Below are 26,115 nucleotides of genomic sequence, written 5' to 3'. Positions count from 1 at the left end.
TGTGAGAAAGCTGACTGGCATTTGCCGGTCGGCTTTTTATAAAATCAGAAAGGTGCTGATGTTCATGAAACAATTGGTTAAACATCTCATCATTGCCGGTTTTTCTGCAGCTATTTTAAGTTTCCTTATCTCCTTTGATGCCGTGTATACAGAGTTTTCTTCAAGCTTTGGCGGCACGCTGTCACATTTTTTCATCCACGCCTTTCTTCTCATTGGTTTGCCGCTTGCCCTTTTTACCGATGCGGTACATCGGATTTTGCATTTGAAACGAACCCATACTCTTTTCACTAAATTAGGACTCTATGCAACGGTTGTTTATGTGTCTTGGGATTCAGCTGTATGGCTTGCAGCGGCAATGACTGTTTACTTCTTAATTGAATGCGCTTTCTTTTCTGTTGGCCGCGCGAAAGAAACAACGATTTCCATGTAGGCGCCTCTGAATGAAGTCTTGTTCGGCGGGACAGGATAAGTGAAAAAAGGGGCATTCTGATGATACCAATACCTTCCGCGATAGATGGGCAGTCTTTTCTGCTTCAAGAACTGGAACAAGTGATGAAGCCGCTCGGTTATGTGATAAACGGCGGCTGGGAATACGATCATGGCTACTTTGATTATAAAATTGATGATAGAGACGGCTATTTATTTTTAAGAATTCCCGTCAATGCGGTACAGGGCAGTCTCGATGAACGAGGGGCGGCCGTCCGGATCGGAACGCCGTTTATGCTGAGACAGGTGTTTCAGGCGGATGTTGACGATTACGCCGAGGGAGGGCCTTTCCAATCACTGTTTAATCAATTTTCCGAACCGGAAAGGCGGGACGCGGAAATTGATCCGGCATTTTTGGATATCGGCGCCTCTCTCGTGAAAGAATTGGAGGATGTTCTGTTACACTAGATGGCAAGGAATTGGTCTGTTTCGAGCACCTTGTATGTAAGAGGAGGGGAAATCATCGGCCCCTCCTCTTTTTGTACGCCTATAATTGTTGTGTTGTGATCAAGAAAATAGAGAACACAGGTTTTGTAAGCCGCTCCCTTTAGTTCGTCAGGAACAGCAAGAAGCTCCACATGCTGATCAAGTGTCAGCTTGATTCCGTTCTGCTGTTTAGACGGCCGTAACTTGACTTGGTAATGCTGCAGCATCGCCCGGCTGATAAATTCTGAAGTTCCGATGATTTGGTTTGCGCCTGCCCGCTCCGCATTGGTGACAAAACGGTCAGTCAAAATCTCGACGATGCAGTAAGCAAGGGGATTAAGCCCTTTGACAGATAAAAGAGTCAGCACTGACAGCATATCAGCATCAGTTTCACTTTTATACTGATCGGCAGTAATCATCACTGATTCCGCTTCAGTAATATTGGCCCGTTTCAGTGTCCCATCATCGGCAGCGTGCCCGCGTATGAAATGAACGTTTTCAATAAGCGGGCCTTCTGTTAAGGATTCATCGATTAGTACGACCGTTTTGGAAGGGGCGGCAAGCTGAAGGTCCTTCAGAAGCCGATTTGTTTTTTCATTCCACCCGATCAGAATGATGTGGTCCCGGCCTTTGTAAGCAACTTTTCCTTCGATGTAGCGATGCTGTCTGCTGAATGCGGCCGCTGATAACGTAGCGAAATATGCTGTGACAAAGCTTGCTCCGCTCAAAATCAGCAGTATTCCGGCTGCCTGTCCCAGCGGCGTGTGCGGCACATAGTCTCCATAACCGACTGTCGAAACCGTAACGACAGCCCACCAAATGCCTTCGAATACCGAAGTGAACTGCTTAGGCTCAAGTATATAAATGATTTGGCCGAACAAAAGAATCAGACATAAAATAATAACCCCGATTCGGATAAATAACGGCCACCTGAGCCATGAAATAAATATCCGATTTGATTTCATTCTTTTTCTCCTTCTTCAGATACTGAGATGGATAAAATCTGTTTAATAATTGTATTTAATTTTTCATTTAGCTTTTTCTGGCCGTACATATTTCGGGCCTGCTTCATTAACTCGGCTGTATCATCATCAAGCTGAATAAGCGGTTCATCAATTTCCGATTCATTATAAAGCTGGATAAACGCGTCCAGTCCTTCATTCATTCGGTCGATTGCTGTGCTCAGCTGTTCCTTTTCCTCACTCGTCACTTTCATAGCTTCCATCACACCCGTGCTTTTTTCTAACAGTATGTCCCACTTCCGGTGATGTTTTTCAAAAAATGTACAAAACATATAAAACCGGATTTCTCCATAAACTAAAACAAAAAGGATGAAAAAGATGACGATCTTTCAAAGAACGATCGTGGTTTTGATCGGTACGCAGCTGGCGGCATCCGCGGTGATTTTGTTTATTTTCGATTTGAATTCATATAATCACTTTTCCGGCAGCTTCTCCTGGCTTCATTTTCTGAAAGAACTGGCCGGCAGTTTCGCCTTTTATTTGTTTTCAGCAGGCCTGTTCTTTTTGCTGATTGGATTGTGTGCTCCAAGCCGGAAGAAAAAGCGCATTTCTGTACACGGGAAAGAAAACTCATTAAAATAATCGTAATAGAGAAATGATCATGGAAAAAGGATGATGAAAAAATGCTGTTTATATTTTTAACAATAGCCGCATTGGGATTGTCGTTTTGGGCACAATTTAAAGTAAAGAGCAACTTTGAAAAATATTCAAAAGTGGAAGCCTCAAGCGGACGTACAGGGGCAGAAACGGCAAGACGGATTTTAGATATAAACGGTCTTTACGACGTGCCGGTCGAACCGGTAAGAGGCACTTTAACAGACCATTACGACCCGACAAGACGGGTGGTGCGTTTATCTGAGCCGGTCTATTACGGCCGCTCAATTTCCGCCATATCCGTAGCTTCCCATGAAGTCGGACATGCCTTGCAGCATCAGGAGTCATATGGTGCGCTTGTGCTGAGACATAAAATCTTCCCAGTCGTGAATTTTGCATCCGGTGTAGCTCCTTTGCTTTTCTTAGGAGGCATGCTTCTCGGCAGCCTGAATTTGATCGGGCTTGGCATCATACTGTTTTCAGCGGCAGTCTTTTTCCAGCTGATTACATTGCCTGTCGAATTCAATGCAAGTTCACGCGCCAAGCAGATTATTGTGTCAGAAGGATTCATCCGAAACAATGAAGAAAATGGGGTAAATAAAGTGCTGAGCGCTGCTGCCTTAACGTATGTGGCCGCCGCCCTGGTTTCCCTGTTTGAACTACTTCGTTTTGTGATGATTTTCTTAAACGGTCGTGATGAGAATTAACGTTAAGGAGGTGGCCCCTTACCATTTATGGTAAGGGCTTTTTTTGCTTATTTTACAATTGATCGCCATTTTTGTTTTGATTGGCATTACGGCTGTTTTCGTTGCAGCGGAATTTGCGATCGTCAAAATCAGAGGTTCAAAAATCAATCAGCTCATCGAAAGCGGTGACAGCCGAGCGCTAGCCGCACATAAAATCATCTCCAATCTTGACGAGTATTTATCAGCCTGCCAGCTCGGGATTACGATTACTGCCCTCGGCCTTGGATGGCTTGGTGAACCTACATTTGAACGTTTTCTTCATCCCTTATTTACAATGACAGGCATGCCGGAACCGTTTAACCACATTGTCACATTTGTAGTTGCATTTATCATCGTCACTTTTTTGCATGTGGTGATGGGGGAGCTTGCTCCGAAAACGGTTTCTATTCAAAAAGCTGAAGCTGTAAGCTTATGGATTGCAAAGCCGCTGATCTGGTTTTATAAAATCACGTACCCGTTTATTAAAGCATTAAACGGCTCTGCAAGTTTTCTTGTGAAATTGTTTGGCTTTCATTCAGTAAAGGAGCATCAGGTTGTCATCAGCGAGGAGGAACTAAGACTGATCCTTTCAGAAAGCTATGAAAAGGGAGAAATCAATCAGTCTGAATTCCGTTATGTAAATAAGATTTTTGAATTTGACAACCGGGTAGCGAGAGAGATTATGATTCCGCGGACAGAAATTGCAGTTATCTCTCTGGAGCAGTCGCTTGAAGAGGCAATTCATCACATCATTAATGAACGGTATACACGCTACCCTGTCATCAAAGATGACAAGGATCATATTTTAGGGATCATCAACAGCAAAGATATGTTTAAAGCTTATTTTCTCGGCCAGCCGATAAAGCTGGAGCAAATCATGAGGCCCGTTATCAGGGTCATTGAAAGCATTCCTGTTCAGCAGCTTTTAATCCGCATGCAGAAGGAGCGGATTCACATGGCGATTCTCGTCGATGAATACGGGGGAACGGCGGGGCTTGTCACTGTAGAGGATATTATCGAGGAAATCGTCGGGGAAATCCGCGATGAGTATGATCAGGATGAAACACCGCACATCCTGAAAAAGGGCGAGCACCATTATGTGATGGATGGAAAAGCGCTAATAGACGAAGTGAATGACCTTCTCGACATTGCGATTGAAAATGAAGAAATTGATACGATTGCAGGCTGGCTTCTAACGCAAAAAATGGAGCTGAAAGCAGGGGATGTGATACACGCGGAGGGCTGTGAATTTAAAATCCTCGACGCCGAAGATCATCACATCCGTTTTGTAGAAATAAAAAAAACTGATTTTTGATAAAAAACAGCCGGGGAACAAACGGCTGTTTTTTGTGTCATCAAGTCATTTCTTAAAAAGCAATGCTGTAAAGACCTTTTTCTACATAGGATATATAAGAACGGTACACTGGGAAGGAGTGGCTGTATGAAAAAGGCTTGGTGGAAGGAAGCCGTAGTTTACCAAATTTACCCCCGCAGTTTTAAAGATTCAAATGGCGACGGAATCGGGGATATTCAAGGAATCAGATCCAAGCTTTCTTACATAAAAGAGCTGGGCGCTGACGTCATATGGATTTGCCCGCTGTATGATTCACCGAATGCCGATAATGGCTATGATATCAGGGATTATCAAAACATATTAAGCGAGTTTGGCACGATGGAAGATTTTGATGAGCTGCTTGGTGACATTCATGATCTGGATATGAAGCTGATTATGGATCTCGTTGTGAACCACACAAGCGACGAACATCCATGGTTCATAGAATCCCGTTCATCCATACACTCGGAAAAGCGCGACTGGTATATTTGGAAAGACGGCAAAAATGGAAAAACACCCAACAATTGGGAAAGCATTTTCGGCGGGCCGGCTTGGGAGTATGATCAAAAGACAAGCCAGTATTATCTGCACCTTTTTGATAAAAAACAGCCTGATTTGAATTGGGAAAATGAAAAGGTGAGGAATGCCGTTTATGACATGATCAATTGGTGGCTTGATAAAGGAATTGACGGATTTCGGGTGGATGCCATTACGCATATTAAGAAAAAAGAAGGGTTTCCTGACATGCCGAATCCAAAGGGACTGGACTATGTCCCTTCCTTTCCTTATCATATGAATGCTGACGGCATTATGGATTTGTTAACAGAACTGAAGGAAAACACGTTTTCCCGCTATCCGATTATGACAGTTGGTGAAGCGAACGGCGTCGCTGCAAAAGAAGCAGCTGATTGGGCTGGAGAAAAAAACGGCATATTCAGCATGATTTTTCAATTTGAGCATCTCGGCCTGTGGGATGTAGAGATCAATGAAAGTATTGATATCGTTGCATTTAAACGAATTTTAACTGACTGGCAGGACAGTCTGGAAGGGATCGGCTGGAATGCTTTGTTTATGGAGAATCACGACCAGCCCCGTTCAGTTTCTGTGTGGGGAGACGACGGAGTGTACCTGAAAGAAAGTGCAAAAGCGCTTTCCGCTGTTTATTTTCTCATGAAAGGCACACCGTTTATTTATCAGGGACAGGAACTCGGGATGACGAACGTGGCTTTTCCATCTATTGATGACTATGATGATGTCGCAATGAAACGCCTGTATGAAACAAAAACGGCGAAAGGCACATCACACGAGGATGTGATGAAGATTGTCTGGAAAAAGGGAAGAGACAATTCAAGAACGCCGATGCAATGGAATGCAGGTCCATACGCCGGATTTTCTGAGGCCAAACCGTGGATCGGAATCAATGAGAATTACAAATGGCTGAATGCCGAGGCGCAAAAAAATGATAAAACATCCGTTTACCATTTTTACAAAAGCTTGATCAAGCTGCGCCAAACATATGATGTTTTTATTAACGGGACATACGAGCTCATTTTACCGGAAGATCAGCAAATCTTTGCATATCTTCGGAAAAACGAGAGCCATACTGCACTGATTGTGGCCAATCTGACAGGAACACCGGCGTTGTTCAAGCACTCTGGCTTGCCATTGTCATCAGATGCACTCGTCTTGTCAAATATTGAAGCAGAGCCGCACAAGCATATGACATCAGCACTCTTAAAGCCGTATGAAGCAAGAATATATCTATGGCGTTAATCTCCAGCCTTAGACTGGAGTTTTTTTGTTGTATCAGGTTTATGAGAGCGGTTTAACAGGAAAAAAAGAACACAGAAAGAATTAAGCAATGAGAGCGGACAAACGAAAGGAGAAACAAATGCTGAAAACACTGCAAATCAAAACGACCAAACGAGATGAAATGATTGATATCACCCGTGAGGTGGAAACGTTTCTTCAAGAAACAGGTATAACGAGCGGCGCAGCGCTAATTTACTGTCCGCATACGACTGCGGGTATTACAATTAATGAAAATGCCGATCCGGACGTCAAAAAAGATATGCTCAGAAGGTTTGATGAGGTATATCCGTGGGAACATAAGCTGGACCGCCATATGGAGGGCAATACAGCTGCACACATGAAGTCGAGTACAGTCGGAGCTTCACAGCATGTCATTGTGGAAAACGGCCGGCTCATTCTTGGAACGTGGCAGGGCATTTATTTCTGCGAATTTGACGGCCCTCGCACCCGGACATGCTATATCAAAATGATGGGATAATAGGCTGTTTTTTTGACAAAAGCATGATCGCTGAACAAACGCCGATAGCCGGAGGGCTTGTCACACCCGCCCCGGCTGCCGCTTTATCGAATGAAGGCGCGCTTGGCATTCGTCCATATGCGAAATAAAAAGCGAGGGAAAGAGACACGCGCCTCACCCTTTGTTTTCAGGAAAGCCTTGCATGAGGGATAGTCAATCAATGGATGTAAACGTACCGAGCTTTGCCGAACGTAACTTGATAAACTGAGGTGACAGATATGAACATTCTTCAATATTCTTATAAAAAAAGAGGGAAAATTGAGTTTGTATTTGAAGGCTGGCCTCACTCAAAAGTTACAATGGTTCCTATCAAAGGCTACTATTTTGTCCGCTTTATCAAATGGAGCAGCCAGGATCCAATCGTGACAAGAAATGACCTTGAAAAAATGGAGTGGGCTGTGAACCAATATTTCGGCACAGCCCCCTTCTATCGAAAACGAAAGGCATTTGAAACCCCATCGTCCGGAAAATAGGCGATGGGGCTTTTTAGCGGACGATGCGGAAAAGAGACGGAACATCCAGTCTGGTCGCCTGAGACAGAAGGTAGGCTGACTGTAAGGCTCCTTTTTTCCTAAAAGAATTCAGCTTATCAATAATTTGCTTTCCGTTTAAGATTCCAAGACCATGGGCAAAATATTTATCTTCCCCCAGTAGTATCACATTTTCGCCTCTCCATTGCGCCTTTTGCGGATCAAATTCAGGATTCTTAAAATACAAACAATCTCCAAGGAAAAAGTGGTGTCCTGTTTCCGTATATATCGGCAATTTCTCATAATGCCAGTCATATAAAATAATTCTGTCAAAGCTGGCATTGAATTTATCTTCTCCGATTGTATCGATTAAGGCCAAGTAATAAATGATAACGATTGCGGTTGCGCATTCAAACGCATAAAACGGGCCGTTCTCTGCAATGTCCCGAATCGCTTTGGAAGGCGGCATTCTGTATTTCAGCTCCAAGGCACCCTCCGGTGAAACCCTCCAATACGTTGTATTCCCGTATGTTTTTAAAAAAGTGGCAAACTTCGCCCCGCTTTTGTGCAGCGTCTTTGCCGCTGCTACAATATTCATCCGCAGTTTAAGCTCAAACATCAGTTCAGCAATTGAATGATAATCAAACTGAACAGGCGTCTCAATCATCTCTTTTAACAGCGGATTCAGATTTTGATCAATCTGCCAATTTTCAATATCCTGGGGACGGAGCAATTGTCCTGATACAATAATCATGTTTAGCCCCCCTTGTTTTTTATAAGATATGCAAAGGGCTTGGGCAATGAAAGTTAAAAAGACAGAAGACAGCCAAAAAGAACTTCTTCCATTTTTTATTTTAAAACTTTTTTAAGCAGCCGATATATACTGTATCAAACCTGAAGGAGCAAGTGACATGAAGACTTTTATCAATTGGCTGAAGAAACCGTCTATTTCAAAGAAATTAATCGTCTCATTTATCGCGATTCTCATTATCCCTATTCTTATATTAGAATTTAGCTCTTACCGAAGCGCCAGCGGAAAGCTGGATCAGGAAATTATGGGAAATGCGAAAAACAGTGTCGATACATTTAATACAACCGTTACAAATAATCTGGGAGAAAAAGCGAAAGCAGTCACCTTTTTCAGTGAATCTCTTAAAAGATCCGCATTCAAAGGGAAAACGAATCAGGAAGAGATCAAAGCTAAATTTTCACAATATGTATCTATTAATCAAGGAGTAGCCAGAATTTATGGAGGCGCAGATAACGGCACTTACGTACAAGCGCCAAAAGAAAAATTGCCGGACGGATACGACCCGAGACAACGCCCTTGGTACCAGGATGCGATGAAGGCCGGCGGTGAAATTGTCGTGACAGATCCTTACGTGGCTGCGAGTGACGGAAGCATGGTCATTACCATTGCACAGGAGCTGAAGGACGGATCTGGCGTTGTCGCCATGGATATTACCATTGATAAATTGTTAGAACAAATGAAACAAATCAAGGTCGGAAAAGAAGGTTATGCTTTCATTGCAACAAAAAACAAAACCTATGTCGCCCACAAGAACCATAAGGCTGGAGAAAAGCTTTCAGGCGACTGGGTAGCCAAAATGTATGCGAATGACAGCGGTGAACTCCAGTATACTCTTAATAACGAAGATAAAAAGATGACCTATACTACAAACGAACTGACTGGTTGGAAAATAGCCGGCACAATGTATATGGATGAAATTAAGGATGCCTCAAAGTCTGTGCTGACAACAGGAATGATCGTGCTGATTGCTTCCATTGTGGCAGGCGGAATTTTAATTCTGTTTATCGTTCGTTCGATTACAAAACCGTTAAAACGTCTTGTTCAATCATCGAAAACGATCAGCAGGGGGGATCTGACCGAAACGATCGAAATCCATTCAAAGGATGAGCTTGGCGAGCTTGGGGAAAGCTTCAATGAAATGGGACAATCTCTCCGCTCTCTGATCAGCGCTATTCAGGACTCGGTGAACAATGTGGCCGCATCTTCCGAACAGCTTACCGCATCTGCCGGGCAGACGAGTAAAGCCACCGAGCATATTACGATGGCGATTGAGCAGTTCTCAAACGGAAACGAGGAGCAAAGCGAAAAGGTTGAATCCAGCTCTCATCAGCTGAACTTAATGAATGAAGGACTCCAGCAAGTCTCACAAACATCGTCAGATATTACAAAGGCATCTATTCAATCAACGGAAATCGCCGGAACGGGTGAGAAGTTTGTGCAGCAGACAGTCGGACAAATGAACTCGATTAATCAATCTGTTCAGCAGGCTGAAGCTGTTGTCAAAGGCTTAGAAGGAAAATCAAAAGACATCACAAGCATTTTGAGAGTCATCAACGGAATCGCTGACCAAACAAATCTGCTTGCACTAAACGCAGCCATTGAAGCGGCGCGTGCCGGAGAGTCAGGACGCGGCTTCTCTGTCGTAGCGGAGGAAGTGCGCAAGCTGGCTGTCCAATCAGCCGATTCAGCAAAAGAAATCGAAAAGCTGATCCAAGAAATCGTCGCAGAAATCGACACCTCTCTTCACATGTTTAAAGAGGTCAATCAGGAAGTACAGTCCGGACTTGTTGTCACAGACAATACAAAAGAAAGCTTCCAGAGCATTTTCAGCATGACAAACGAAATCGCGGGCAAGCTGCAGACGATGAATTCCACCGTCGAGCAGCTGTCAGACCGTTCACAGCATGTTTCAGCAGCAGTCAGCGGCATTGCAGACGTGTCGAAAGAAAGCTCGGCTAGCATCCAGGACATTGCCGCATCAGCTGAAGAACAGCTTGCTTCCATGGAAGAAATCAGTTCCTCAGCGACCACTCTTGCGCAGATGGCAGAAGAGCTTCGTGATCTGACGAAACAATTTAAAATCGAGTAAAAACCGAAAAACAGCGCTATCAAAGCGCTGTTTTTTTATATGGTAAACAATAATAAAGTCCTAGTTTAACCGGTGAATTTAGAATTATTTTTCATTTTTACCTTCATTTTCAATGTAATTTAAAGGAAGATCCGCCGATATAATTTGTAAATTATTGAAAGAAGGTTCAAAAGGAAATGAAAAAAACACTCACCACTATTCGCAGATCATCAATTGCAAGGAGACTTATTATTTCTTTCCTGCTGATCTTAATTGTTCCGATAACCGCCCTTTCGGTTAGCGCTTATCAATCAGCAGTTGCCTCACTTGATGTACAGATGACGCAAAGCGCAAAGGAAAATGTTCAGATATTAGATCACATCATTGATGATAAAATCAGCACGACTGAAAAAAGCCTCGCGTATTTCAGCGATTGGGCTACAGCAGAAAAATTTCAGGATAAAAAGAAAACTGAGCTGAAACAGGAATTTAAACAATTTATCCAAATGAATGATAATGTCGCTGCGGTATTTTCAAGCGGCAAAGACGGGGAATTCACCCGTTATCCGTACGCTGACATGCCAAGTGACTTTAATGCTTTGGAACGAGATTGGTACAAAGAAGCAATGGCCAATAAAGGCAAAACAATTGTCACTGAGCCTTATGAATCGATTTCATCAGGAAAAATGGTCGTCACCATCGCCCGTCAAACGGTGGATGGATCAGGCGTTGTCGCCATTGATATGAAAATTGATGACTTAGTCACTACCGCGAAAGGAATCCATATCGGAAAAGAAGGCTATGCTTTTATCTTGAACCAAAACAAGAAAGTCATCGCCTACTCCGGAGAAAAAGCGGGAACAGAGCTAAAAGGGGACTGGGTTGATAAGCTCTACAAGGATAAAAGCGGAGACTTTGAATATATGCACAAAGGCAAAAAGAAAAAAATGGCATTTGCAACAAGCGAAACAACAGGCTGGAAAATCAGCGGCACGATGTATGCAAACGAGATTCACGATGCTGCAAGCAAGGTTCTGATCATGGCTTCAATCGTTCTGGCGATTGCCATCGGAGCTGGAATGACGGCGATTTATTTTGTGATTCGATCCATCACAAAGCCATTGAGACGCATTGTCGCATCAGCTGAAAAAATTAGTGAAGGCGATCTAACCGAAACGATTGAAATCAATTCAAAAGATGAACTCGGCGTTCTGAGCGAGAGCTTCAATCATATGGCACACTCGCTTCGCTCGCTCATTCACGGGATCAAAGACTCAGTAGAACACGTTGCCTCATCGTCTGAAGAGCTGACTGCATCGGCAGACCAGACAAGCAGAGCCACTGAGCACATTACGATGGCTATCGAGCAATTTTCAAACGGCAGTGAAAGCCAAAGCGAGAAAATAGAAACGACAACCGAACAAATTAATGAAATGAATGACGGATTGGCAGAGCTGGCGCGGGCAGCAGCAGTGATTACAGAAACATCCGCAGATTCAACAGAAGTGTCAAGTAAAGGGGAGACACTCGTCCAGAAAACAGCCGGCCAAATGAACACAATTGACCATTCCGTAAAAGCAGCGGAACAAGTGGTGAAAGGGCTGGAGATCAAATCAAAGGATATCACAAATATTTTGCGTGTCATCAACGGTATTGCGGATCAAACCAATCTTTTGGCTTTAAATGCCGCCATTGAAGCGGCCAGAGCGGGTGAATACGGCCGGGGCTTTTCAGTCGTCGCTGAGGAAGTGAGAAAGCTCGCGGTACAGTCGGCTGACTCGGCAAAAGAAATTGAATCGCTGATCAGTGAAATCGTAAAGGAAATTCACACATCACTGAACGTGCTTCAGTCCGTAAACAAAGAAGTTGAAACAGGGCTTGTCATGACGGATGAAACTAAACAGAGCTTCAAACATATATCTCAAATGACCAATCAAATTGCTTCCGAGCTGCAAAACATGAATGCGACGGTTGAGGAGCTGTCAGCGGGAGCTCAAGAAATTTCCGCAGCTTCAAATGATATCACAGCCATTTCTAAGGAAAGCTCGGATGGCATCCAAGATATCGCCGCTTCAGCTGAGGAACAACTGGCATCCATGGAGGAGATTAGTTCATCTGCACTGACGCTTGAAAGAATGTCTGAAGAACTCCGTGATCTGACAAAACAATTTAAATTAGATAAATAATAGGTCTAAAATACTATTTATTTATGGGAAATTAGTTACTTTTGTTAAATTTCTTCTTTTTTGCTGTATATATTTACCCATTTCCAGCCGATATGAAGGGTAGCATAAAAAAGGAGAAATGAATGATGAAAAAAATACTCCAACTCATAAAACAAAGATCAATTACACGGAAGCTTCTCGTTTCCTTTCTGTCGATCCTCATCATACCGGTTGTCATATTGGCGATCTTTGCGTATCAATCGGCTAGCAGCTCACTCGACAGACAGATGATGGGGAGCGCATTGGAAAATGTACAGCAATTAAACGAAATCATTAACACCAGCATCGGCGAAAAAGAAAACAGTGCTGATTATTTCAGCGAATGGCTGACAAAAGAGAAATACAATGCAAAAAGCAATGCAAGCATTGCAGAGAAATTCTCACAATATATCAGCCTTAACAAGGATGTAGAATCCATTTATACAAGCGACACAAAAGGACACTTTACCCGCTATCCGGATCTTCCGATGCCAAGCGGCTATAATCCGGTTGAACGCGACTGGTACAAAAAAGCGGTTGCGAATAAAGGAAAAGTCGTTGTGACAGATCCTTATAAAACCGCGTCGACAAATACGATGGTTGTGACAATCGCCCAGCAGACAAAAGATGGTTCAGGCGTTATCGCAATCAACATGACCATTGAAAATCTGCTGAAAACAACCAAAAAAGTCAACATCGGCACACAAGGCTACGCATTTATCATGACGAAGGACAAAAAAGTTGTCGCTCATCCTAATGAAAAATCAGGAACTGAATTAAAAGGCGACTGGCTCGATAAGATGCTGAACGCTGATAAAGGCGATTTTCAATACACCATGGACGGCGATAAGAAAAAAATGGCCTTTGACACAAACAAGTTGACGGGATGGAAGATCGGCGGCACCATGTATTTGGATGAAATCCATGAGGCAGCCCAGCCTGTCCTTCACCTTGCTTTAATTGTCTTGGCCGCAGCTATTATCATAGGGATTATCGTCATGACTTTGATCATTCGGTCGATTACAACACCGCTGAAACAGCTTGTCGGTTCCTCTAAGCGGATCAGCGAGGGAGATTTGACGGAAACCATTGATATCCGTTCAAAAGATGAATTGGGAGAGCTCGGCAAAAGCTTTAACAATATGGCGTCGTCACTTCGTTCTCTCATACACGCCATCCAGGATTCGGTAGATAATGTTGCCGCTTCCTCTGAGGAGCTCACTGCATCAGCTGCGCAAACGAGCAAGGCAACAGAGCACATTACATTGGCGATTGAACAATTTTCTAACGGCAATGAAAAACAAAACGAAAACATTGAAACGGCAGCAGAGCACATTTATCAAATGAATGACGGGTTGACGAATATGGCTCAAGCTTCTGAAGTGATCACTGATTCATCTGTTCAATCGACAGAAATTGCAAGTGAAGGCGGCAAGCTTGTTCATCAAACCGTCGGCCAAATGAATGTCATTGACAAGTCCGTTAAAGAAGCGGAGCAAGTCGTACGCGGATTGGAAACGAAATCGAAAGATATTACAAACATTTTGCGTGTGATCAACGGCATCGCAGACCAGACGAACCTGCTTGCCTTAAACGCAGCAATTGAAGCAGCGCGCGCAGGCGAGTACGGCCGCGGCTTCTCCGTTGTAGCGGAAGAAGTAAGAAAACTGGCAGTACAGTCAGCAGATTCAGCAAAAGAGATTGAAGGATTAATCATCGAAATTGTGAAGGAAATCAATACATCTCTCGGCATGTTCCAATCTGTCAATCAAGAGGTGCAGACAGGCCTTGACATCACAGATAAAACAGAAATGAGCTTCAAACGCATTTCTGAAATGACAAACCAAATCGCCGGCGAACTGCAAAATATGAGTGCGACGGTTCAGCAGCTTTCTGCCAGCTCCGAAGAAGTTTCGGGAGCGTCTGAGCACATTGCATCGATTTCAAAAGAAAGCTCAGCGCATATACAAGATATCGCGGCGTCAGCCGAAGAGCAGCTTGCTTCCATGGAAGAAATAAGCTCGTCTGCAGAGACCCTTTCGTCTATGGCGGAAGAGCTTCGCGATATGACCAAACGATTCAAAATCGAATAATAAGCCTTAACACCCAAGCTTGTTGCGCTTGGGTGTTTTTTTTAGTTTTTTTATTAAACCTTTTATCCTAGTTTGACGATATTAGATTTATCTTAAAGGAGGAGTCAACAAGAATGGGAAAATTCATACATTGGATCAAACAGCCATCGATCAGCAAACCGCTAATCGCTGCGTTTCTGGCAGTGCTTATTTTGCCGGTTGGGGTTTTAGCATATTTCAGTTATCAATCAGCTTGGAACGCGTTAGACAGAGAGCTCATAAACAGTGCGAAGGGAAATGTTGAAGAACTAAACAGTACGCTGCAAAATAAATTAGAAGATAAAGTAAAAGCAATAGATTATTATAGTGAGACAGTCGATAAAGACATATTGCTAGGCAAAAACAAAACATTACTGAAAGAGAAATTTAAGCAGTACACGACACTTAACGACGATGTAGGCGCAATCTATGCTGCTTCAGAAGATAAGAAGCTTTATAAATATCCGGATAGCGGTGTTCCGAAAGGTTTTGATCCGACAGGACGTGACTGGTACAAACAGGCGGTTGCGGAAAAAGGACAAGCTGTTTTCTCAGAACCGTATACTGATGAAGCGACAGGAGATATCGTTGTCACAATTTCAAAACAATTAAAAGACGGTTCAGGGGTTATAGCGCTTGATTTAAACCTGGATGAAGTGCTTACTGCATCACAAAGAATCAAAATCGGTAAAGAAGGCTTTGCATTTATTACAACTGGCAACAAAAAATATATCGCCCATCCGACCATTAAGCCGGGGACAACCGGTTCCGGCGATTGGACAAACCAAGTATATTCCAAAAAAGAAGGCTCATTTGAATATACATTCGAAGGCAAAGAAAAGAAAATGGCCTTTACGACAAATAAATTGACTGGCTGGAAAATCGCAGGCACATATTTTGTCAGTGAATTGCAAGATGCTTCAAGCCCGGTGCTGAACACTGCGGTTATCATTCTATGCGTGTCAATTGTAATCGGCGGCATACTCATTCTCTATATTATCCGTGCCATCACCAAGCCGTTAAGAAAACTTGTCTCAACGTCTGCAAAAATCAGCAGCGGAGATCTCACAGAAGTCATTGACATTCACTCGAAAAACGAGTTTGGCCAGCTTGGCGAAAGCTTTAATGAAATGTCTGCATCATTGCGTTCTGTAATCGGCGTTATTCAAACGTCTGTAGAAAACGTTGCTTCATCTTCTGAGGAGCTGACGGCAAGCGCAGCCCAAACGAGCAAGGCAACTGAGCATATTACACTTGCCATCGAACAGTTCTCAGATGGCAACGAGGCACAAAGCGAGAAACTGGAAACAAGCTCAAATCATCTTTCTCAAATGAACGAGGGGATTTCAAAAGTGGCTCAGGCCTCTTCAACCATTACGAAATCATCGATTCAGTCCTCTGAGGCAGCGGGCAGCGGAGAAAAGCTGGTGGAGCATACAGTCGGCCAGATGAAAACAATTGACCAATCCGTTCAAAAAGCGGAAGCGGTTGTAAAGGGTCTTGAAACAAAATCGCAAGACATCACAAGCATCTTGAATGTGATTAATGGCATTGCTGATCAAACCAACCTGCTTGCATTAAATGCTGCGATTGAGGCGGCAAGAGCGGGAGAATACGGAAGAGGTTTCTCAGTAGTTGCGGAAGAGGTTAGAAAACTTGCTGTACAGTCAGCAGACTCCGCCAAGGAAATTGAAGGATTAATTCAAGAGATTGTCAGAGAAATCAGCACCTCACTTTCGATGTTCCAATCCGTGAATCATGAAGTGAAAGAAGGCTTGCAGATTACGGATCAAACAGCGGAAAGCTTTAAACAAATCTATGAGATGACAACCCAAATTTCCGGCGAATTGCAAAACTTGAACGCGACGGTTGAACAACTGTCAGCCGGATCACAGGAAGTGTCAAGTGCTGTTGAAGATATTTCTGCAGTGGCGAAAGAAAGCTCAGCAGGCATTCAGGATATCGCAGCTTCGGCGGAAGAACAGCTTGCGTCTATGGAAGAAATCAGCTCTTCAGCGGAAACGTTGGCAAACATGGCGGAAGAACTTCAGGACATTACGAAGAAATTTAAAATTGAATCATAATGAAACGAGAAAGCGGCATATCTGCTGCTTTCTTTTTTATTAAAAACAAAAATAAACAAAAATAATTCAAAAACAAACGGAAATCATATATAATGAAAACGGATACAAATAAAAGGGGATGGAGGAATATCAAATATGGTGAAACATATATGGGATTCAGAGCGAGCTGCACAGCTGCCTAAAGGTGTAGAGGAATTGGTGTACAGGTCCAATCTGATCGGGTCAGACCGCACTGTCTGCAACTGGGGCGGGGGGAATACATCTATGAAAACAACGGAAAAGGATTTTAGAGGCCGTGAAATAGAAGTCATGTGGGTAAAAGGAAGCGGTTCGGATTTGGCAACAATGAAAACGCATAACTTTACCGGTTTGAAATTAGATGATATCCGCCCGCTGATTAAAAGGGACCAAATGCCAGATGAAGAAATGGTAGACTACCTGTCTCATTGTATGATAGACAGCAAACATCCCCGCCCTTCAATTGAAACGCTATTACACGCTTTTCTGCCATACAAACATGTTGACCATACCCATCCAGATGCGATTATCAGCATATGCTGTGCAGATAATGGAAAACAAATCGCTGAAGACATTTACGGAAACCGATTTGTATGGGTGCCATACGTCCGTCCTGGATTTACTTTGTCTAAAATGATCGCTGAAGGCGTAGCAAACAATCCCCACGCCGAGCTTGTATTAATGGAGAAACACGGCTTAGTCACTTGGGGAGAGACGTCTGAAACATGTTATCAAAAAACGATATCCATCATTCAAGAAGCCGAGCAGTATATTAACGATCGTATCAATCAGCATGAGGTATTCGGAGGCAAAAGGTATCAGCCGCTGCCGGAGGATAAAAGAAAACAAATCTTGGCAGGCATCATGCCTGTGATCAGAGGAGCAGTAAGTGAAGAAAAGAAAATGATCCTTTCCTATGATGATCATGACGATGTCTTGGAATTTGTAAACAGTGTCCAAGCGCCAGCACTTTCGCAAATCGGTGCGGCATGCCCGGATCACCTTGTTCACACAAAACGGGTTCCGCTGTACATTGATTGGAATCCGGAAACTCAAGATGTGCACAAGCTTGCAGATCTGATCAAGTCAGGAGTCGAGACCTTTACATCAGAGTATCAGGCTTACTTTACACGCAATCAGCAGGATGGGGATCAAATCTTTGAATCCGCCCCGCGGGTGATATTGATTCCTGGAATCGGAATGGTGAATACAGGAAAAAGTTATGCCATGTCTAAAGTAAGCGGGGCTTTATATCGGAGGGCCATCGCCGTGATGAAAGGAGCAACCGCTCTGGGGCAATTTGTTTCTTTACATGAAAATGAATCCTACCATGTCGAATATTGGCCGCTCGAACTATATAAACTCACGCTGGCCCCGCCGGAAGCAGAATTTTCCCGAAAAGTAGCGTTGATAACTGGAGGAGCCGGCGGAATCGGCAGTGCAGCATGCCGCCGATTTGCAGCTGAGGGAGGGCACGTGATCGTAGCTGATCTGAATATAGAAGGTGCACAGAAAATTGCCGGGGAAATAAACGATGCATACGGAGAAGGACGGGCAATGGCTGTCAAAATGGATGTGACAAAGGAGGAAGACGTACAATCAGCTTTTGAACGAGCGGCGCTTGCTTACGGCGGCATTGATATCGTCGTCAATAATGCCGGGCTGGCCACATCAAGCCCATTTGACGAAACAAGTCTAAAAGAATGGAATCTTAATATGAATGTTTTAGGAACAGGCTATTTCCTTGTAGCCCGTGAAGCGTTTAAACAGATGAAACACCAAAATAGAGGCGGAAGCATGGTATTTGTCGGATCGAAAAATTCGGTTTATGCGGGCAAAAACGCCTCTGCCTACAGCTCGGTTAAGGCGCTTGAAACCCATTTAGCAAGATGCATTGCTGCAGAAGGTGGAGAATTCGGCATTAGGGTCAACTCTGTTTTGCCTGATGCGGTTCTTCAAGGATCGGCAATCTGGGGTTCAAGCTGGCGGGAGGAACGAGCCGCGGCGTACGGGATTGAACCAGATCAGCTGGAGGAACATTACCGGAAACGGACAGCATTGCTCGTCAATATTTATCCGGAGGATATTGCCGAAGCCATTGCATTCTTAACTTCTTCCAAAGCCGAAAAAACAACGGGCTGCATGATCACGGTAGACGGCGGCGTCCCTGCTGCTTTTACGCGTTAGAAATATGCTATGATAAAAAATATAAGACGGACTACGATATGAGGAAGGGCGTTACCGATGCTAGTAGCAGAACGGCAGCAAAAAATAGTGGAAATAGTAAATAAGCGTTCAAGCATCCGCGTTTCCGAATTAAGTGACATATTTTCAGTCACAGAGGAAACCATTCGGCGTGATCTTGAAAAGCTTGAAAAAGAACATAAACTGAGCCGGAGCCACGGAGGAGCGGTCAGTATTCAGCAGAAGGAATCAGAAATTCATTTTTCTGAACGGGAAATCACGAATGTCATCGAAAAAAAAGCCATCGCTCACGAAGCGGCCAAATATGTAAAAAGCGGAGACCGAATCATTCTCGATGCAAGCACAACCGCTTGGTACATGGCAAAAATACTCCCTGACATTGAGCTCACCGTGATTACAAACTCAATGAAAGCAGCTATTGAACTCAGCAATAAAGAAAACATATCAGTCATTTCAACAGGCGGCATTTTGCTGGAAAAATCATTATCGTTTGCCGGCCCGTTAGCAGAGCGTTCACTTGAGACCTATCATGTCAATAAAACCTTTCTGTCATGTAAGGGATTTGACGTACACAACGGGATGAGTGATTCAAATGAGTGGCAGGCGCTGCTCAAAAAACGGATGATCGAAAGGTCGGACCAGACCATTTTGATGGCCGATTCAAGCAAATGGGGGAACCGCGAGTTTTCACATATTGCCTCGCTGCAAGATGTCAGCCGCCTTATTACGGATTCTGGACTTGATCCGGCATCGGTAAAAGCTCTTGAGGACAAAAAGGTGAAGGTGACAGCTGTTCCTCTTTCGAAGAGAGGGTGAAAGGATGATTTATACTGCCATTGATATAGGCGCATCAAGCGGGAGAATCATGGTAGGTGAACTGAATGAAGGGAAGCTTGACATACAAGAGATTCACAGGTTCGCTAACGGTTTCAGTCAAAGAGACGGGCATTGCTTTTGGGATATTGATCATTTGCTAAAACAAATCCTGCAAGGACTGCAAAAAGTAAAGACGCTTGGGTATGAACACTGCACCGTAGGCATTGATACATGGGCAGTTGATTATGTCTTACTGGACGAAAAAGGCGATCGGTTGCGGGAAGCAATCTCCTACCGTGATAGAAGAACAGATCACACAATAGACAAACTGGAACATACCCTCTCAAAAGCCGCAATTTATCAAAAAACAGGAATACAATTTCAGCCTTTCAACACGATCTATCAATTGTATGAGGAAGACCGTGAGCTGCTGATAAAGACAGACAAAATTATGATGATTCCTGATTATTTAGGCTATTGTTTAACCGGAAAAGCTGTAACGGAAATCACAAATGCGTCCACAACACAGCTTTTAAACGCCTCAACGGGAAATCTTGATCCTGAATTGCTTGAAGCCGTGTCCGTTCAGGAACAGCAATTTGCCCCGCTGACTGAACCGGGGTGTGAACTCGGGAAGCTAAGAAATGAGTGGTTCCCGGATTATGATCTCCCGGCGTGCAAGGTGATGACAGTCGCAACACATGATACGGCCTCGGCCGTCATTGCAGCGCCAGGAATAAATGATGGCTGGGCGTATATCAGCAGCGGAACATGGTCGTTAATCGGGGTTGAAAACAAAACACCGATAATAACTGATCTTGCTTTAGAAAACAACTATACAAATGAACGCGGCGCAAACAACACCATTCGCTTTCTCAAAAACATTATCGGCATGTGGGTGATACAAGAAGTCAGACAACAGTTACAAGCAGATTACTCTTTCCAGCAGCTTGCAGAAGAAGCCAAAAAAACAGAACCATTCCAGCAATTTATAAACTTAAATGATAAACGTTTCCTGAATCCAGAAAACATGATAAAGGAAATACAACATTATTGCAGACAAACCCGCCAAAAGACTCCTCGCACTGCAGGCGAACTTGCCTGCTGCATCTACAGCAATTTAGCCATCATCTATGCGATAGCCATCAAAGAGCTCGAAACAATCACAGAAAAACCGATCGAGCAATTTCATATCATCGGCGGCGGAGCCCGGAATGATTTCTTAAATCAATTAACGGCAGACATGAGTGGAAAAGCGGTATATGCAGGGCCGATAGAGGCAACTGCCACCGGAAATCTTTTGATGCAAATGATTGCTGCCAAAGAAGTCAAAGACATAAAAGAAGCCCGGCAAGTCGTCAGAAATTCCTTTCCGATCAAAGTGTTTACACCTAAAGACATCGACAGAAGCACGATCATTCAGTCATTTCAGCAAACTGTTTTGAAAGCGCTATCTAAATGATGAAGAGGTGAAAAGGTTTGAAAAGAAAAGCCAGTATCATGTTTGTCCATCAAGACAAGTACGAAGAATACAAACAGCGGCATGATGACATTTGGCCTGAGATGGCAGAAGCACTCAAAGCTCATGGAGCACACCATTATTCCATTTTTCTAGACGAGGAAACAGGCAGGCTTTTTGCATATTTAGAAATAGAGGATGAAGAGAAATGGAGAAAGATGGCGGACACGGAAGTTTGCCGAAGATGGTGGAAATCGATGGCGCCATTAATGAAAACAAATTCGGATTTCAGTCCTGTTTCGATAGATCTAAAGGAAGTTTTTTATTTGGATTAAAAAACTGATAAAGGGAGAGAGCCGTATGACCATAAAAGCCAATTATGACAGTGCAAAACAGGCATATGAAAAATGGGGAATTGATGTTGAAGAGGCGCTTCGGCAATTAGAGCAAGTGCCCATTTCGATCCACTGCTGGCAGGGTGACGACATTGGAGGCTTTGAAGTAAATAAGGGCGAGCTTTCAGGCGGAATTGACGTGACCGGCAATTATCCCGGAAAAGCGCAAACTCCTGAAGAATTAAGAAAAGATTTGGAGAAGGCTCTTTCTCTCATTCCTGGAAAGCACCGCGTAAACCTGCATGCGATATACGCAGAAACAAACAGGGAAGCGGTAGAACGTGACGAATTGAAGCCGCAGCATTTTGAAAACTGGGTGAAATGGGCAAAAAACCTTGGTCTCGGTTTAGATTTTAATCCAACCTTGTTTTCGCATGAGAAAGCGGCTGACGGACTCACCCTTTCACACCCTGATCCGGACATCAGAGAATTTTGGATCAGGCATTGCATCGCTTGCCGCCGTATCGGGGAATACTTCGGGAAAGAATTAGGAACACCTTGTTTGACGAATATTTGGATTCCCGACGGCTATAAGGATATCCCGAGTGATAGGCTGACACCGCGTAAAAGACTAAAAGAATCACTGGATCGGATCTTCGCAGAGGAGATCAGTGAACAACACAATCTTGATTCAATCGAGAGCAAGCTGTTCGGGCTTGGCTCCGAATCATATGTTGTCGGATCTCATGAATTTTATTTAGCTTATGCTTTGACGAATCATAAGCTTTGTTTACTTGATACAGGCCATTTCCATCCGACTGAGACGGTATCAAACAAGATCTCGTCCATGCTGCTTTACACAGACAAGCTTGCCTTGCACGTATCTCGGCCTGTTCGTTGGGATAGCGACCATGTAGTGGTTTTGGATGATGAATTGAGAGAAATCGCTCTTGAAATTGTACGAAATCAGGCTCTTGAGAAGGTCGCCATCGGTCTGGATTTTTTCGATGCCAGCATTAACCGTGTAGCCGCCTGGACCATCGGAACGAGAAATATGATCAAAGCTTTATTGTATGCCTTGCTTCTCCCGAACGGCTATTTAAAACAATTGCAGGAAGAGGGCCGCTATACAGAAAGGCTGGCCCTGATGGAGGAATTCAAAACATATCCTTTCGGAGCCATCTGGGATTCCTACTGTGAGCAAATGGGCGTTCCGGTAAAAGAGGCATGGCTTCATGACATCAAAGAATATGAGCAACAGGTGCTTTTAAAAAGGAAGGCATCTTCTCCGATTGTCTAATAAAAAATCCGCCGCGGCATTTGCACGCGTGCGGATTTTTTTAAGCTTGATCAGCAGGGTATATAATTCCCATTTGCTTTCTTGCTTCTTCCATAATTTTTGCAGTGGTCAAAGACCGTTCAAATGTATTTTCTTCAGATTCCAGCTTATTCTCTTTTATGAGCGTGACAAATTCTTCTGCTTCATAGAACATCGCCGGTTTAGGATCAGGAATCGCAATGTTTTCAAGGCGGCCGTCCCGGTAGCGGATTTCAACACGTTCAGGCCGGTGAATCGTATCGATTACAATCGTCCCGTCTTCACCCTGGATTTCCGCCGGGGCATAGGAAGTAGAGATTTTGGAATGCATCAGAACAGCTTCGAACCCGTCGTAAGACAGAATGACAGTTCCCTCTCCATCCACTCCGGAAGATAAAACATATCCGTTTGCTTTTACATCCTTCGGCGCGCCAAACAACACAACAGCCGGATAAATACAATAGACGCCAATATCCATTAATGACCCATTGGAAAGCTCAGGCTGAAACGCATTCAAAACAGTTCCGCTTCTGAACGCGTCATATCGTGAGGAATACTGGCAGTAGCTTGCGGTAAATCTGCGGACAGTGCCGATTTTATGCAGGTGTTTTTTCAGCTCTTTGAAATTCGGCAGGAAAGTGGTCTTCATTGCTTCCATGAGAACAACGCCGTTTGCCTTAGCCGCTGAGATCATCTCTTCTGTTTCTTTTGTATTCGAAGCAAACGGCTTCTCACAAAGCACATGCTTGCCATGGTTCATAAAGAGAACGGCTTGTTCCTTGTGAAGAGCGTTCGGGCTGGCTATGTATACGGCATCAAAGCAATCGCTCGCCGCCATTTCCTGAAGGTCTGAGAAGGCATGCGCAGCGTTGTGTTTAGCAGCAAACTCGCCAGCGCGTTCAGCCGATCTTGAATAAACAGCAGTCAGCTGAAAATCTTCGATATCCGCTGCTGACTCAAGAAAGCGGTCTGTAATCCAGTTGGTTCCTATTATTGCAAAACGTATCACTCGTATCGCTCCTTTTGTATGATATAGCTAAATTATAGCTTAAAAAGAACAAAATCACATGATAGATATAAATAGAATGTTAAAACCGTGAAAGCTTTTCCAGCAATTAACGGTTTTTATTTTTCATTATAGGGACGATAGTGTACAATTTAATTAAACTATGTATGACGGAGGAACGATAGTGGAGACGTTGCAAACATGGAGCGGCAGATTCAAGCGATTCTTCTTGGACAATAAGTTTGTTTTATTTTTGCTTGTGCTGCTGCTGATTGGTTTAAATATTCTAGTATTTACAAAAACATCATTTATTTTCACCCCGATTATTGTTTTGCTCAAAACGATATCACTTCCGATTATTTTGACAGGCATTGTTTTTTATCTGTTAAACCCGGTCGTCGATTTCCTTGAGAGAAGAAGAATAAGAAGAATCTATTCTATTTTACTGTTGTATCTATTGATTATCGGGCTGATCACGATCACAATCGTGTCGATCATTCCCTTCTTAAAAGAACAAATTATGAGTTTAATCGACAACATCCCAAGATATGTGGATATCGTTGAAAATCAGACGAAACAGCTGATCGGCAGCAACTTCGTCAATCAGGCCCAGCAAACGACGAACATCAATATATCTGATCTCGCAACAAAGGTTTCAGATCAGGCAGCGACAATTGTGAACAGTACCTTTACCGGCGTTGGGAATTTTATCGGCGCCCTGACTGAGATTATCATTTCAATCGTTACGGTTCCGTTTATCCTTTTCTATTTGTTAAAGGACGGAAAAAAATTGCCGGTCTACATACTGAAGTTTGTTCCGACGCAATTGAAAGAACAGACATACACAGTCTTAAGCGAAATGAATCATCGGTTAAGCTCTTATATCAGAGGCCAGATCATTGTCAGCTTCTGTATCGGGTTTTTGCTGTTTATCGGTTATTTGATTATCGGGCTGGATTATGCTTCATTGCTAGCCGTCATTGCGGCTTGTACTAGCATCGTTCCATATTTAGGGCCAACGATTGCCATTACGCCTGCGATTATCATTGCCATAGTGACATCGCCGCTTATGCTGCTTAAATTGGTGATCGTTTGGACCATTGTTCAGCTGATTGAAGGGAAGCTGATCTCTCCGCAAATTATGGGAAAAAACCTTCACATCCACCCTATCACAATTATTTTTCTGCTGTTAACAGCTGGCAAACTGTTTGGCGTTGTTGGAATCATTCTTGCCATTCCGGGCTATGCAGTTGCTAAAGTCATTACGACACATTTATTTGACTGGTTTAAAATGCGGTCACATTTATACGACGAAGAAAAAAATGAAAATACGCCGGGTCATAAAGTGTGATTTTCGTTTATAGTTATATAAGACGGGCTTTCCATTTATGGAAAGCTCCCGTTATGTAAAAAAATAAATGTCTAATGGGGAGAATCAAAATCATGACTCTATGGGAATTGTTTGTAGCCGCCATTTTAGGAATCGTAGAAGGATTAACAGAGTACGCGCCGGTTTCTTCGACAGGACATATGATTATAGTAGACGACATCTGGCTTAAATCAAGTAATCTGATGTCAGAAGAAGCTGCTAACTCATTCAAGGTGGTTATTCAGCTAGGCTCCATTTTAGCAGTAGCTATCGTGTTTAAAGACCGAATTTTAAACTTACTCGGCTTGAAAAAAAATATCACAAGCGACCAGGAGCAGGGACATAAATTAAGCATTGCCCAAATTGCCGTCGGACTCGTGCCTGCAGCTGTTCTCGGCTTTTTGTTTGAAGATTACATTGATGAATATTTATTTTCCGTTAAAACTGTGGCCATCGGTTTAATTGCCGGGGCAATCCTCATGCTTTTTGCTGACTGGGTCAATAAGCGGAAAACAGCGACAGACACACTTGACCGCATTTCCTATAAACAGGCGATAGCCGTCGGCTTATTCCAATGTCTTGCCCTTTGGCCGGGTTTCTCGCGTTCGGGTTCAACCATTTCCGGCGGTGTTATTCTCGGATTAAACCACCGAGCTGCAGCCGACTTTACGTTTATTATGGCGATGCCGATCATGATGGGAGCCAGCTTTCTAAGCCTCGTGAAGCATTGGGACAGCTTAAGCTCGGATCTGATGCCATTTTTCATCGTCGGCTTTATCTGTGCCTTTGTTGTCGCACTGTTTGTCGTCCGTTTCTTCTTAAGGCTGATTAACAAAATCAAACTTGTCCCATTTGCAATCTATCGAATTATTCTCGGTGTGATTTTACTTTTGATCATGATGTAAGTCGAAAAATAAGGCTCTTTT

23 protein-coding genes and 1 pseudogene are annotated in these 26,115 nt (G+C 43.5%); 20 read left to right on the top strand and 4 right to left on the bottom strand.

Annotated features, from left to right (window positions below; genetic code table 11):
• The first annotated feature begins 58 nt into the window (after window positions 1-58).
• Both ACZ07B_RS12145 and ACZ07B_RS12140 read left to right on the top strand, forming a co-directional pair.
• Window positions 59-430 (top strand): hypothetical protein, encoded by a 372-nt coding sequence (locus ACZ07B_RS12145; protein WP_074794719.1) that lies wholly within the window; start codon window positions 59-61, stop codon window positions 428-430.
• 59 nt (window positions 431-489) lie between these two features.
• Entirely contained in the window at window positions 490-894 is a 405-nt protein-coding gene (locus ACZ07B_RS12140; RefSeq protein ID WP_021480481.1) for a YugN-like family protein, read from the top strand.
• On the opposite strand, the gene kbfO is transcribed toward ACZ07B_RS12140, so the two are convergent.
• Together kbfO and mstX are read right to left on the bottom strand one after the other, a co-directional pair.
• A complete protein-coding gene (gene kbfO, locus ACZ07B_RS12135) occupies window positions 891-1,877 on the bottom strand; it encodes a potassium channel protein KbfO (RefSeq protein WP_015384493.1) in 987 nt (328 codons plus the stop codon). The genes ACZ07B_RS12140 and kbfO overlap by 4 nt on opposite strands.
• Complete coding sequence (mstX, locus tag ACZ07B_RS12130; RefSeq protein ID WP_217020287.1) at window positions 1,874-2,206, bottom strand: biofilm formation protein MstX; 333 nt, start codon at window positions 2,204-2,206, stop codon at window positions 1,874-1,876. The genes kbfO and mstX overlap by 4 nt, the downstream gene beginning before the upstream one ends.
• 46 nt (window positions 2,207-2,252) lie before the next feature.
• On the opposite strand from mstX, the gene ACZ07B_RS12125 reads away from it, so the two are divergent.
• The 7 genes and pseudogenes from ACZ07B_RS12125 to ACZ07B_RS12095 all read left to right on the top strand — a co-directional run bounded on the left by ACZ07B_RS12125 (window position 2,253) and on the right by ACZ07B_RS12095 (window position 7,388).
• Window positions 2,253-2,516 carry a membrane protein gene (locus ACZ07B_RS12125; RefSeq protein ID WP_015483620.1) on the top strand — a complete coding sequence of 88 codons (264 nt, stop codon included), beginning with the start codon at window positions 2,253-2,255 and terminating at the stop codon, window positions 2,514-2,516.
• 41 nt (window positions 2,517-2,557) lie between these two features.
• Window positions 2,558-3,235 (top strand): zinc metallopeptidase, encoded by a 678-nt coding sequence (locus tag ACZ07B_RS12120; RefSeq protein ID WP_003228889.1) that lies wholly within the window; start codon window positions 2,558-2,560, stop codon window positions 3,233-3,235.
• A 43-nt stretch (window positions 3,236-3,278) separates the two neighbouring features.
• A complete protein-coding gene (locus tag ACZ07B_RS12115; RefSeq protein WP_024571512.1) occupies window positions 3,279-4,568 on the top strand; it encodes a hemolysin family protein in 1,290 nt (429 codons plus the stop codon).
• A gap of 126 nt (window positions 4,569-4,694) precedes the next feature.
• Window positions 4,695-6,359 carry a glycoside hydrolase family 13 protein gene (locus ACZ07B_RS12110; RefSeq protein WP_134154315.1) on the top strand — a complete coding sequence of 555 codons (1,665 nt, stop codon included), beginning with the start codon at window positions 4,695-4,697 and terminating at the stop codon, window positions 6,357-6,359.
• 25 nt (window positions 6,360-6,384) lie between these two features.
• Window positions 6,385-6,518 (top strand): annotated as a pseudogene (locus tag ACZ07B_RS12105) (hypothetical protein).
• Entirely contained in the window at window positions 6,478-6,876 is a 399-nt protein-coding gene (locus ACZ07B_RS12100; RefSeq protein ID WP_086344250.1) for a secondary thiamine-phosphate synthase enzyme YjbQ, read from the top strand. The pseudogene ACZ07B_RS12105 and the gene ACZ07B_RS12100 overlap by 41 nt, the downstream one beginning before the upstream one ends.
• 257 nt (window positions 6,877-7,133) lie before the next feature.
• Complete coding sequence (locus ACZ07B_RS12095; RefSeq protein ID WP_038828455.1) at window positions 7,134-7,388, top strand: hypothetical protein; 255 nt, start codon at window positions 7,134-7,136, stop codon at window positions 7,386-7,388.
• 13 nt (window positions 7,389-7,401) lie between these two features.
• Here the strand turns inward: ACZ07B_RS12095 and ACZ07B_RS12090 are convergent, their stop codons facing one another.
• Window positions 7,402-8,139: a protein-glutamine gamma-glutamyltransferase gene (locus tag ACZ07B_RS12090; RefSeq protein WP_003228904.1), complete on the bottom strand. Its 738-nt coding sequence runs from the start codon at window positions 8,137-8,139 to the stop codon at window positions 7,402-7,404.
• Between the two features lie 157 nt (window positions 8,140-8,296).
• Between ACZ07B_RS12090 and mcpB the strand changes: the two genes are divergently transcribed.
• The 9 genes from mcpB (at window position 8,297) to rhaA (ending at window position 22,796) form a co-directional block, all read left to right on the top strand.
• Complete coding sequence (gene mcpB / locus ACZ07B_RS12085; RefSeq protein WP_167560289.1) at window positions 8,297-10,285, top strand: methyl-accepting chemotaxis protein McpB; 1,989 nt, start codon at window positions 8,297-8,299, stop codon at window positions 10,283-10,285.
• Between the two features lie 176 nt (window positions 10,286-10,461).
• On the top strand, window positions 10,462-12,450 hold the full coding sequence (gene tlpA / locus ACZ07B_RS12080; protein ID WP_464877231.1) for a methyl-accepting chemotaxis protein TlpA: 1,989 nt from the start codon (window positions 10,462-10,464) through the stop codon (window positions 12,448-12,450).
• A 122-nt stretch (window positions 12,451-12,572) separates the two neighbouring features.
• Complete coding sequence (mcpA, locus tag ACZ07B_RS12075; RefSeq protein WP_438800802.1) at window positions 12,573-14,561, top strand: methyl-accepting chemotaxis protein; 1,989 nt, start codon at window positions 12,573-12,575, stop codon at window positions 14,559-14,561.
• 113 nt (window positions 14,562-14,674) lie between these two features.
• On the top strand, window positions 14,675-16,663 hold the full coding sequence (gene tlpB, locus ACZ07B_RS12070) for a methyl-accepting chemotaxis protein TlpB (RefSeq protein ID WP_015251357.1): 1,989 nt from the start codon (window positions 14,675-14,677) through the stop codon (window positions 16,661-16,663).
• A 135-nt stretch (window positions 16,664-16,798) separates the two neighbouring features.
• Window positions 16,799-18,868 (top strand): bifunctional aldolase/short-chain dehydrogenase, encoded by a 2,070-nt coding sequence (locus tag ACZ07B_RS12065; protein WP_464877230.1) that lies wholly within the window; start codon window positions 16,799-16,801, stop codon window positions 18,866-18,868.
• A gap of 57 nt (window positions 18,869-18,925) precedes the next feature.
• Window positions 18,926-19,702 carry a rhamnose catabolism operon transcriptional regulator RhaR gene (gene rhaR / locus ACZ07B_RS12060; RefSeq protein ID WP_029318508.1) on the top strand — a complete coding sequence of 259 codons (777 nt, stop codon included), beginning with the start codon at window positions 18,926-18,928 and terminating at the stop codon, window positions 19,700-19,702.
• Window positions 19,703-19,706: 4 nt separating this feature from the next.
• Window positions 19,707-21,164 (top strand): rhamnulokinase, encoded by a 1,458-nt coding sequence (gene rhaB, locus ACZ07B_RS12055; RefSeq protein WP_003228920.1) that lies wholly within the window; start codon window positions 19,707-19,709, stop codon window positions 21,162-21,164.
• A 17-nt stretch (window positions 21,165-21,181) separates the two neighbouring features.
• On the top strand, window positions 21,182-21,496 hold the full coding sequence (gene rhaM / locus ACZ07B_RS12050) for an L-rhamnose mutarotase (RefSeq protein WP_014480666.1): 315 nt from the start codon (window positions 21,182-21,184) through the stop codon (window positions 21,494-21,496).
• Between the two features lie 25 nt (window positions 21,497-21,521).
• Entirely contained in the window at window positions 21,522-22,796 is a 1,275-nt protein-coding gene (gene rhaA / locus ACZ07B_RS12045) for an L-rhamnose isomerase (protein ID WP_086344245.1), read from the top strand.
• A 40-nt stretch (window positions 22,797-22,836) separates the two neighbouring features.
• On the opposite strand, the gene iolU is transcribed toward rhaA, so the two are convergent.
• Complete coding sequence (iolU, locus tag ACZ07B_RS12040) at window positions 22,837-23,823, bottom strand: scyllo-inositol 2-dehydrogenase (RefSeq protein WP_134154305.1); 987 nt, start codon at window positions 23,821-23,823, stop codon at window positions 22,837-22,839.
• A gap of 181 nt (window positions 23,824-24,004) precedes the next feature.
• On the opposite strand from iolU, the gene ACZ07B_RS12035 reads away from it, so the two are divergent.
• Both ACZ07B_RS12035 and ACZ07B_RS12030 read left to right on the top strand, forming a co-directional pair.
• Entirely contained in the window at window positions 24,005-25,171 is a 1,167-nt protein-coding gene (locus ACZ07B_RS12035; RefSeq protein WP_024571881.1) for an AI-2E family transporter, read from the top strand.
• A 92-nt stretch (window positions 25,172-25,263) separates the two neighbouring features.
• Window positions 25,264-26,094: an undecaprenyl-diphosphate phosphatase gene (locus tag ACZ07B_RS12030; protein ID WP_014477785.1), complete on the top strand. Its 831-nt coding sequence runs from the start codon at window positions 25,264-25,266 to the stop codon at window positions 26,092-26,094.
• Window positions 26,095-26,115 lie beyond the last annotated feature (21 nt).

It is taken from the genome of Bacillus sp. 9.4 (assembly GCF_055486415.1).
The sequence above is the reverse complement of the archived record's forward strand: the minus strand, read 5'-3'. Positions and strand labels throughout refer to the sequence as shown.